Genomic DNA, 11265 nt, shown 5'->3' with positions numbered 1-11265 from the left:
AACATCATGAAAAAAATATTCATCCCAATAATAACACTTGCGCTACTAGTAACAAGTTGTAATGAAGATTATTTAGACCCAACCAAACCATCCCAAGAATTAGTTTTTAAAACCAGAGGAGGTGTCATTGGTGCTGCAAATGGATTGCAACTACTTTGGACAGTCGATAGAACAAGTCCTGTTTACAATACGATTACAGGTAGCGGGTTTACAACAAAAGAACTACGATTGTTAAATGCAGGAAATGTTGATGAAGGTGAACTATCTGTTGGAGGAGAAGTACTTTCTACTAGAAATTTAGTTGTAAATAATCTATGGTCACAGTGTCTTATAATCAAATCAGAATCTCAAAAAGTAATTGATCATGTAGCTGTTTTATCTTCTGAAAATGAAAGAGCAAGTGTTTTGGTTCATGCTTCTATTTTTAAAGCAATGGCACTTACAACTCTCGTGCAGTATTTCCAAAGTGTGCCCTTGACAACTGGGAAAAATGCAGTCTTTAATTCCAGACTCGAGGTGTTAAACGAAACTATTGAAATCTTAAAAACAACAGAGCCTTTACTTGATAAAGCAACTGGCTTCACAGAATTAGTAAGTGGTATAAATTATAAAAATACAGTTTATGCCCTTTTTGCAAGAACCTATTTAATGGCTGGTGACTACGATAATGCTATTAAATATGCTAATTTGGTTAACCTTACTTCTAAATCGGTATTTGCATTCGATCAAATTAGTCCAAACCCAATTGCTTATATTTCTATAACGACTAACAATGTGTTTCAGCCTGTAGATTTAACTCTAGGATTACCGGCAGCATTAGCGCCTACAAATTCTGATGGAAGATTGAATTTTTATATCAAACCTGGTTCAAATCCTACAACAGCAATTGGTTTTTTTGATTCTAATACCAAATCGATACCTGTTTATTTACCTGGTGAAATGATGCTTATTTTAGCGGAATCATATGCTCGAAAAGAAAATTTACCACAGGCCATTATCGAATTGAATAAAGTTTTGACTAAAACAGCTGCTGCTGATGTTTACGGAATTGGGGCAAATCTTGCTCCGTATACTGGAGCGATAACCAAAGCTAGTGTTTTGACCGAAATTTACAGAAACCGTTGCATCGAAATGTATATGTCTGGTTTAAAATTGGAAGACAGTAGAAGATTTGAACGCCCTGCTGCTGGAACTATTGGAGCTGAAAGAAACCGTAATTGGTATCCTTATCCTGATTCTGAAAGAAACAACAACTCAAATACTCCAGCTGATCCTGCAATCTAAGGCCATCTAAAAACTGAGATATCAATCGATATCTCAGTTTTATTTGTAAAAATTTATAGTGAATTTTCTCCTTTTGTTTTTACAACATTAATAATCTAATCTTCAAAATATCTCCAGGATTTTAGCTCATCTGAAGTAGCTGCATAGTCATAAATAGGATATTCATGACAATACACATCAAAATTAGCAAGATCAGACTTTAGAACCCTATATTATTGGGGCTTTTTCGTCTTCAAAAAATCAGCAATACGTTCGTTTGGTTTTAAGTCTGTTTTGTTATAGTAATATACCGTATCTGTGTTATATGAAACCATTTTTGCAACAATTACAATATCATTATTATACTCCTCTGTTTTGAATATAAATAATTGATAGTCCTCCTCTACTTAATATTTTTGATTCAGTTCAATTTCATTATCTGGAATTAGAAATACCGTTTTTTCTGTGTTAGAATGCCAGCCTCTAAAAAATCCAGAAACAAAGAAAATATCTTCAAATATTATTTCTAATTTATGGTAATATGATAAATCCATACTACCTCCAATTATTAGTTTGTAACCATCAAAAGATAATACATGAAAATCAAAACAACTTTGTTGACAAATCAATTCATTTATTTTTTTTGAAATTTTTATATTTTTCGTTCTCAACTCGTCTCTCTTCTTTTCGATTAAATGTTTTGCTACATTAACTTTTACATCTGAATGTGAATGGCTATTTCTAATAATAAAATCAAGTTCTACAATTGTCTTGTTAGTAAACGCTCTAATTAATTCCTCTGTCTCTTTATTTTCTAACATATCTTTAAATGGTTTATAATCTCTGAATTAGGCATAATGAAGAATTAAAATTCGAAATATTTAATTTATGCAAAACGTAATAAATAAACGAACAGATTATATGAATACTATTAGGTTTTTATTCAAGAGTTCTATCCGATCAATTTTAATACTTAGCAGATAATTGAATCATATTATCGGTAATATCTATTTTTTGTTGATTTAAGATCAATAATCCTTTCGCATTTTTTAAAACTACTATTTATAAAAAACCGGTATTATAAATATCCATGTCCATATAGTGTTTATTAACACAGTCTATGTCAAGACATTAAAAAGCAAATCAATACCACATTCCGACATATTAAATTTAATTGTTCTCACTTTATTCGCATTATTTATTTAAATACTTTATGATTAAATTATCATATCAAAACTAAATAATACACTTAGTTGAACACAAAAACAATCAAAACAAATACCATTTTAGTAACAAATAGAAAATTAACTCCTCAATAAAAATATCCTAAATCTGCCAAATCTGCATCCAAAAATTTAGTTCAAAGTTTCAAATTAAACTACATTTTTGTTATCGTCCCTTGGTCATCCATATTACTTCCTATTTCGCAACCACTTATCTACAGGTTCAATAGCCGTATTTACTATAATTACCAAAAACGTACAGATAAAAGCTTCTATAAAATAACCTGATGCTGCAATACATCCTATTGCCGCGCTACACCATATTGTGGCTGCCGAATTTAAACCGTGTACATTAGGTCCTTCTCTAAAGATCACACCTGCCCCAAGAAAACCTACCCCCATAACTACTTGAGCAGTAATACGGGTTACATCAATATTTGGTGTAGTTGTCGCTACTTTTATAGATAATAAAACAAAGGCAGCTGCCCCTGTTGCTACTAGCATATTGGTTTTTAAACCTGTTTCTTTATGATGCCACTGTCTTTCAAAACCAATAATTAATCCCGCAAATGTTGCTACCATCAGTCGTATTAAAAATTCTGTTGTATCCAAAATAATTACTTTTTATGATTAAAATTTCTTGTTTTGTTAGCCTAAATTATAACTTGATGTAATAGTATTTAACTACTATAAATTTAACTAATTAAACTAGTATTAGAAAAAGGATTCTAGAATTTTTTATGAGCATCAAATAAATTTTGAATATCCTAAGTTTTGATTGTATTATACTAGAATAGAAGAGTTGTTATAATAAAAAGAAACCGCCTAATATAAGCGGTCCTTTTATTAAATATTCAGTTTATAGTTTTTTACATCTCACCGTTCATTTCTACAAACTAAAACTCATTCTTCCAAAATAGTATGCTCCGGTTGTTCCCATTTGAACAGGTGCATATTTAAACACTCCATAGTAACTGTTCTCATAAATTTGTCTGTCTGGGAAAACATCAAATAGGTTATTAGCTCCTAAAGCAATCTGAATTTTTGGAGTTAATTTATAAGCTACGGTTAAATCGGTAACCACTTTTCCGTTATGTTTTTGAATTCCACCAAATGGAAATCCATCACGAATTACTTCTCCAAAATAAGTGTTTCTCAATAAAAAATTCCATTTACTTAAACTATAATTTATTGCAAACGTTCCTTTGTGTTTAGGCGTATTGGTTTCAATCAAACTTCTTTCTTGTGGGCCGTAATAAACATCTTCCTGTCCTTCAAATAAAGCTGGAACATTGTTTAAATGCTTGTCAACTTTATTATCATTATAGTTATACAATAACGAAAGATTCATTTTTCCTTCACCAACATTCATATCATAATCAATAACTAAATCAAGTCCATTTGTGGTTGTATTGATTGCATTTGTAAAGAAACGCCCTGTTTGAGCTCCATAAACAGCAAACAAATCACGAAGTTCCGGAACTGGTTCTCCGTAGGCATCATTACCTAAATTTCCAGTTAAGATAATTCTGTTATCGATTCTGATATGATAATAATCGGCTGTAATATTTAACTTCTTTATTGGAGAAAAGACAACTCCAAAACTGTAATTTCTAGAAGTTTCTTCTTTTAATTTCGGGATTCCTAGTTGCTTTGCTACATCGCTATCATTTCTAAAAATACCTGAATTTAAAATTTTTCCATCAACAGCATCAGTTGCTATGTTGTTAAAGTATTGTTGGTGTAATGATGGTGCTCTAAATCCAGTACTTATTGCTCCACGCACAAAAAGGTTATCTAGAATTTTATATCGGGCTGATAATTTTCCGTTTAAAGTATTACCAAAATCTGAAAAATCTTCATAACGACCAGCAACTCCTATTAATAATTTTTCGGTAACATCTGCTTCTACATCGGCATAAACGCCTACGCTGTTTCTGTTTTCGTTTACAGCATTCAAAGGAGAAAACCCAGGGAATGATTGTGATCCTCCATCAATATAAGAAGCTTCTTCACCTGCAACAATTTTATACTTTTCAAAACGATACTCTCCACCAAAAGCTACATTCAAACCATTAAAAATGTCTTTATACAATCTTGTCACATCTGCATTTACTGTATTTTGTAAAAAAGAGTGATTTCCTGCTTTAAAATCTGTTGGACTAGTAGCACCTAGTGAAACGTTATTGGTATTAGAAATGTCATAAACAAATTTATTCTCTCCAATAGTATTACTTACATCTAATTTCCATTCACCAAATTTAAATTTAAATCCTACTGAAGAAGAAAGATCGGTTACAACTGAATTTAATTCAGGCTGGAATCCGAATGGGAAAATAGAGAATACTACATTCTCAGTTTCACTTGGCAAACGTCTAAATCCATAACCTGTACCATTTCTGTGGCTTACTCCACCTGATGCATAAAACTCTATTTGATCGTTTAATGGGATCGATGCATTAAAAAATCCTTGGATATTTTTTATTTTTGCATCACCTATCTGGAAATTAAAATCATCACGTTTTAATCCGTTTTGTGCTAATAAATTATCATCTATCTGACGCGCCTGTGCCGGATCGGCAGCAAAATCATAAGCAAAATAATTATCGTAAGCCGATTGATCAAAAATAATCAAGTTGTTATTTTGTGAGCGATTCGTTTTTTGACGGTTATTAAACTCTGCAGTTAAATTAATAAAACCGCCTTTGTTTCCAATTTTTGCACCGTAATTCAGGTTCAAATTTGTTGTTTGTCCATCATTTCTAGATGTTCCCCCGTAAGTTACATTGGCATCTAAACCTGCATTATCTTTTAAAACTAAATTGATAACTCCCGCAATAGCGTCTGATCCATATTGCGCCGCTGCACCATCTCGTAAAACTTCAATACGCTTAATTGCCGAAGCTGGAATAGCACTCAAATCTGTTCCTACAGATCCGTTTCCAACTGTATTTTGATAATTTACTAATGATGTTGTATGTCTTCTTTTTCCATTAATTAAAACCAGAACCTGATCTGGTCCCAAACCTCTTAAGGAAGCAGGATCTATATGCTCTGTACCATCTGATGATGATTGACGGCTTGAATTAAAAGAAGGAATTAAGTACGTTAAAATATCATTTGTAGTTGTTTGTGGAGTTGTATTTCTAATTTTAGCTAAATTAACAACATCAACAGGAACTGTAGTTTCAAGTTTACTTTTCTTCGGATTCCTACTTCCTACTATAACAATTTCGTCTAGGCTATTATTCTCTAAAATTAGCTGAACATCGATAATGTGCCCTTTTACAACAACCTGTTTGGTTTGATAACCAAATAATGAAACTACAAAAGTCGGGTTAACTGCTGCTGACACTATAGTGAAATCCCCTAAAGCATCACTTGTAGCGCTTACATGAGTTCCTTTAATAAGAATAGTAGCAAATTCTAAAGGATTTCCATTTTCATTAGTAATAGTTCCTTTTATATCTTGACTTTGTGCAAAAAATAAAGTACTCGATAAAGAGAGAATTGCAGTAATTAGGATTTTTAATTTTTTTTTCATTGCTGGTTATTTTTAATACTTTGTAAATAATTCATTTAAATAAATGAAAAGGGATTGTTAAATATTCTGTTAAGATTAACAAAGTGCAAATGTAATTTTTAAAAATTAAACTTCACTTATTAAGTAGAGTTTATATAGTTAAAAAGATAAAATCTAATTTTAATAAAATATATTTGTAGAAATTTTTAAAAATAAAAAAATGAAATTACGATTATTACTTTTTTTGTGTGCTGTTACTTTTAATGGATTTTCTCAAAATAATGTTTTAGTTTTTCAATCTGATTTTGGTTTGAAAGATGGAGCTGTATCTGCTATGAAAGGTGTTGCAATAGGTGTTTCTACCGATTTGAAAATATTTGATGTTACACATGAAATTCCAGCATTTAACATTTGGGAAGCAGCGTATCGTTTATCACAAACAGCTCAATATTACCCAACAGGAACAGTATTTGTTTCCGTTTGTGATCCTGGAGTTGGAACAGCTAGACACTCGGTTGTTTTATTGACTAAATCAGGTCATTATTTTGTAACTCCTGATAATGGAACTTTAACTTTAGTTGCTGAACAATTAGGCATTGAAGAAATTCGTGAAATCGACGAAGTGAAAAACCGTCGTCAGAACTCAAATGAATCATATACTTTTCATGGTCGTGATGTGTATGCCTATACAGGTGCACGTTTAGCATCTAAAACAATTACATTTGATCAGGTTGGACCAAAATTACCTAATGAAGTGGTAAAGATTGAGTATCAAAAACCAGTTTTCGAAAAAGGAATCATCAAAGGCGGAATTCCGATTTTAGATATTCAATATGGAAATATTTGGACGAATATCGACAAAAAAACATTTGCCAACTTAGATGTAAAAGCGGGAGATTTGGTTAAGATTCAGATTTTTAATGGAACTAAAAAAGTATATGACGGAAAACTAAAATTAGTACATACTTTTGGTGAAGTTGAAATTGGAACTGATGTCGTTTACTTTAATAGCCTTTTGAATTTTTCATTGGCTGTAAACCAAGGTAGTTTCTCTAACAAACATAAAATTTATAGTGGAGCCGACTGGAGTATTCTAATCAGCAAATAATTTCATTATATAATATAAAAAAGGTGTTTATTGTAATAATAAACACCTTTTTTGTTTCTAAAAATCTAATTTTTAAGAGAAGCCATATCTATTACAAAACGATATTTTATATCTCCTTTTAATAATCTTTCGTAAGCATTGTTTACATCGTTTACACCAATCAATTCGATATCGGCAATAATGTTATGCTTAGCGCAAAAGTCAAGCATTTCCTGAGTTTCTGCAATACCACCAATAAGTGAACCTGAGAAACTTCTTCGGCCAAGTATAAGGCTAAATGATGTTACAGGAAGTGGATCCATAGGAGCACCTACCAATGTAAGCGTTCCATCTACTCTAAGTAAATTTAGATAAGCATCAATATCATGTTGAGCCGATACACAATCTAAAATAAAATGAAGGCTTCTAGCATGTTTCTTCATTTCTTCAGGATCGCTTGACAATACTACTTCATCTGCTCCCAAGCGCTTAGCATCTTCTGTTTTTGATAATGAAGTTGTAAAAACTACTACATGAGCCCCCATTGCTTTTGCAATTTTAATTCCCATATGTCCCAATCCACCAATACCTACAATACCAACTTTTTGACCCGGTCCTACTTTCCAGTGTTTTAAAGGAGAATAAGTTGTAATTCCAGCGCAAAGCAAAGGAGCAACACCTGCTAAATCTAATTTATCAGATATGTGAAGTACAAAATTCTCATCAACAACAACGCTCTCAGAGTATCCACCAAAAGTTTGTCCACCAAGGTGTTTGTCTGGAGAATCAAATGTAAGTGTACTTCCTGAATCGCAAAATTGCTCTAAATCTTCTTTACAATGATCACATTCTCTACAAGAATCGACCATACAACCTACACCGGCTAAATCGCCTACTTTAAATTTCTTAACATGATCTCCCACTTTGGTTACTCTACCCACAATTTCATGTCCAGGAACTATTGGGTAAGTTGTACCATGCCATTCATTCCTAGCCGAATGCAAATCAGAATGACAGATACCACAATACAAAATTTCAATCTCGACATCATGTGCTGTAACAATTCTTCGTTTAATATCTAATGTTTTTAATGGCGCATCGGCAGCTACTGTACCAAAGGCTTTAATGTTCTTTGTTTCCATCTATTTATTAATTTATTTGTTTCAAGTTTTCTTTGTTTCAGGTTTAAAAACAAACTATAGTATTTACTCTCAATAAATGAATCTCCGAAATCTGCCAGATCTGCGTGAAAAAAATCAAAATTTATAAAATACTACTTCCCTACTCTTTTTAAATCTTTACCACTCTTTACAATGCCGTAAAACTATTGTATTCCTCATCTGTCACCTGTTCCATCCAGATTCCGATACCTCTATCAATCTCAGTAATAATTGCTATATGTGAGAATCGGCTAGTAGGTGTTGCTCCATACCAATGCTCAACATCAGGTAATATGGTAAGCACTTCACCTTTATGAACCAACCGTATTGGAGTACCTCTTTCCTGAAAATAACCAATCCCTTCTGTTGCAACAAGTAATTGCAAACCCGTATTGGTATGCCAATTATTTCTCGATCCAGGTTCAAAAGCAACCTCTTTTATGGTAGTATTACGTGGCTGAATGTCACTGGTTCGCTTTTTAAAAGAAACTTCTCCAGTAGTATATTTATTAGGAACTATTCCTTCTTCTATAATGGTTGTATAATGTGTCGACATAAATCGTTATTTATTATAATTTGATTTAAATTATTTAATGAATCCGCAACAAGAGCATAACAAGCTTAAAACTAGTAATTTACAAAAAATATTTTATCAATAGAAGCGTGAGATAAAAAAATAAAGATTACTTTTTTTAGATTTGTTTTTAAATTAATGTTGGATAACAACAACACCTATATCCTTTAAGATTATTTAAAGCTATTGTATTGCTCATCTGTAACTCTTTCTAGCCAATCGACAATACCTTTTTGAGTATTAGTACTTATTGCTATATGAGTGAATTCACTATCAGGAGATGCACCATGCCAGTGTTTAACATCGGGTAAAATAGAAACAACATCACCAATATTAAGTAATTGAATAGGTTTTCCTTCTTCTTGGTAATATCCTACTCCATGAGTAACAATAAGTATCTGGCCTCCAGGATGAGTATGCCAATTGTTTCTTGAACCTGGCTCAAAAACTACATTTCCTATAACTGTATTTAAGATTCTGTCGTCTGGAACAAGCAGTTTTACCCATGCATTCCCTGTAAAATAATCTGCAGAAGCTAAATCTCCTTTTGGAAAAATAGTATTGTTTAATTCATTTTGTGCTGTTTTAATAATTGCTCTGTTTTATACATCAGTACAAACTAAATTAAAGAAGTGGTCAATATAAAAACCTTACTATTTAGCTAATAATCTGATATGGATTAATACTAATTATTTCTGTGTAAATTTACTTAAGCAAAAACGTTCTTAGATAACAATTATCAAACAAAAAATTAAGAATATGAAACAATTTACCCCCTTAAGGCTTTAGGTACAGTTCCGGTTAGTCTTTTAAAATAATTATTAAAATAGCTCGGATATTCAAATCCTAGCGAAAATCCCACATCAGCAATACTCCAATCGGTATGTTGCAAAAGCGCTTTTGCTTCGCTAATAATTCTTTCACTAATATGAGCTGTAGTAGATTTACCTGTTATTTCTTTTACCGAACGATTAAGATGATTTACATGCACCGCAAGATTTTGAGCATAATCTTGTGGTGTTTTTAATTTAAGTGGCTGATCTTTGGTCTCAATTGGAAACTGTCTTTCTAAGAGCTCCATAAAAAGTGTAGTAATTCGAGAAGAAGCATTCTTATGTTTAAAGAAATTTTCTGAAGGTTGCATTTTTAATGATTCATGAATAATCAGGTTAATATAATTCCGAATTAGATCATCTTTAAAAATGTAATCAGTATCCTGTTCAGCTATCATTTTTATAAACATTGAATTTATAAATTCCTCTTGAGCAGCAGTTAACGAGAATATAGGGGTTCCGCCTATTTTAAACAAAGGTGATTCATTAAGGCTATTAGAACGGTAATTAATCTTTAAAAACTCTTCGGTAAAAACACAGGCATAGCCCTTATAAATTGGAGAAATAATTTCCCAAGAATATGGAATATGTGGATTTCCAAAAAACAATATTGTGCCATCAGTTTCAATACCTCTATCAGCATAGTGAATAAGACTTTTGCTGGTATTAATACAAATTTTATAAAAATCTCTGCGATTATAAGTAGGAATAGCATTAACACCACTATTAACCTCATATACTTTAAAACCTTTTAGTTTTAAGTCGCTGGTATTAAAATCTGAAGCCTGAGAAACAATATGATCATTCATGTAGCAAAGTTAAGAAAATCAAACATAAATTATGAAATTACATAAACTAATACTATCTTGGTCGAAATCCCTTTTACCCCAAGTAATATCTATCTTATAATCACCGATTCTTAAGGAATATAGTAAATACAAAAACTATACTTTTTTTATTGAATCGAGAATATACAGCTAATTAAATGATTTTTAAACAACTACGATTAAATATTGATATTGAAGATAGTACATTTAATGAACTATACTCAACCCGTATAAAAAGACTTTCTGAACGTCATTGGACTCCTGTAGAAATAGCCAAAGCTGCTGCCGATTATCTGGTAGACAGACCCAATAAAAAAGTATTGGATATAGGTGCAGGAGTTGGAAAATTTTGTTTGGTAGGTGCAGCTTCTACAAGAGGAATGTTCTATGGAGTAGAACAAAGGGAATCACTTATAAAAGTATCTAAAAAAATAGCTGAAAAGCATAATGTGAAAAATGTTGAATTCATTCATTCGAATATCAATCAGATTTCCTTTTCAGATTATGATGCCTTCTATTTTTATAACTCCTTTTATGAAAACATAGATATTACCTGTCCAATTGATAAGATAATACTTCCTGAAAAAGAGTTATTTCATTCTTACTCAAATTATGTAAGAGAACAATTGTCTAAAACCCCTAAAGGGACAAGACTTGTTACCTATTGGAGTACGTGGGAAGAAATACCTGAAAGTTTTGATTTAGAAGAATCTGCTTGCAATGGAATATTGAATTTTTGGAAAAAAAAGGTATGATTTTTTTTTGATAATAAACT

Annotated in this window: 10 protein-coding genes; 3 read left to right on the top strand and 7 right to left on the bottom strand. The window is 31.6% G+C overall.

All coding sequences use genetic code 11. From position 1 onward, the window contains the following. Positions 1 to 6 precede the first annotated feature (6 nt). A complete protein-coding gene (locus IUY40_RS08615) occupies positions 7 to 1284 on the top strand; it encodes a RagB/SusD family nutrient uptake outer membrane protein (RefSeq protein WP_195736462.1) in 1278 nt (425 codons plus the stop codon). A 386-nt stretch (positions 1285 to 1670) separates the two neighbouring features. Here the strand turns inward: IUY40_RS08615 and IUY40_RS08610 are convergent, their stop codons facing one another. From IUY40_RS08610 to IUY40_RS08600, 3 genes are all read right to left on the bottom strand, one after another. Continuing rightward, on the bottom strand, positions 1671 to 2084 hold the full coding sequence (locus tag IUY40_RS08610; protein WP_195736461.1) for a hypothetical protein: 414 nt from the start codon (positions 2082 to 2084) through the stop codon (positions 1671 to 1673). Between the two features lie 591 nt (positions 2085 to 2675). Further along, complete coding sequence (locus tag IUY40_RS08605) at positions 2676 to 3098, bottom strand: MgtC/SapB family protein (RefSeq protein ID WP_195736460.1); 423 nt, start codon at positions 3096 to 3098, stop codon at positions 2676 to 2678. Between the two features lie 277 nt (positions 3099 to 3375). Next, the gene (locus IUY40_RS08600) at positions 3376 to 6030 is read right to left on the bottom strand and encodes a TonB-dependent receptor (RefSeq protein ID WP_195736459.1); all 2655 of its coding nucleotides are present in this window, start codon (positions 6028 to 6030) and stop codon (positions 3376 to 3378) included. 199 nt (positions 6031 to 6229) lie between these two features. Here IUY40_RS08600 and IUY40_RS08595 point away from each other — a divergent pair, with 199 nt between their 5' ends. Beyond that, complete coding sequence (locus tag IUY40_RS08595) at positions 6230 to 7117, top strand: S-adenosyl-l-methionine hydroxide adenosyltransferase family protein (RefSeq protein ID WP_195736458.1); 888 nt, start codon at positions 6230 to 6232, stop codon at positions 7115 to 7117. Positions 7118 to 7182: 65 nt separating this feature from the next. Here the strand turns inward: IUY40_RS08595 and IUY40_RS08590 are convergent, their stop codons facing one another. The 4 genes from IUY40_RS08590 to IUY40_RS08575 form a co-directional block, all read right to left on the bottom strand. Then, entirely contained in the window at positions 7183 to 8238 is a 1056-nt protein-coding gene (locus IUY40_RS08590; protein WP_195736457.1) for an NAD(P)-dependent alcohol dehydrogenase, read from the bottom strand. A gap of 166 nt (positions 8239 to 8404) precedes the next feature. Further along, positions 8405 to 8812, bottom strand: a complete 408-nt coding sequence (locus IUY40_RS08585; protein ID WP_195736456.1) for a cupin domain-containing protein — start codon at positions 8810 to 8812, stop codon at positions 8405 to 8407. A gap of 191 nt (positions 8813 to 9003) precedes the next feature. Continuing rightward, positions 9004 to 9291, bottom strand: a complete 288-nt coding sequence (locus tag IUY40_RS08580; protein WP_317190909.1) for a cupin domain-containing protein — start codon at positions 9289 to 9291, stop codon at positions 9004 to 9006. Between the two features lie 308 nt (positions 9292 to 9599). After that, a complete protein-coding gene (locus tag IUY40_RS08575) occupies positions 9600 to 10472 on the bottom strand; it encodes a helix-turn-helix domain-containing protein (protein WP_195736455.1) in 873 nt (290 codons plus the stop codon). A 176-nt stretch (positions 10473 to 10648) separates the two neighbouring features. On the opposite strand from IUY40_RS08575, the gene IUY40_RS08570 reads away from it, so the two are divergent. Next, positions 10649 to 11245, top strand: coding sequence for a methyltransferase domain-containing protein (locus tag IUY40_RS08570; RefSeq protein WP_195736454.1), 597 nt, complete (start codon positions 10649 to 10651; stop codon positions 11243 to 11245). Positions 11246 to 11265: the final 20 nt, after the last annotated feature.

It is taken from the genome of Flavobacterium sp. ALJ2, from assembly GCF_015594725.1.
GTDB lineage: Bacteria > Bacteroidota > Bacteroidia > Flavobacteriales > Flavobacteriaceae > Flavobacterium.
This window is presented reverse-complemented; position numbering and strand designations above follow the sequence as displayed.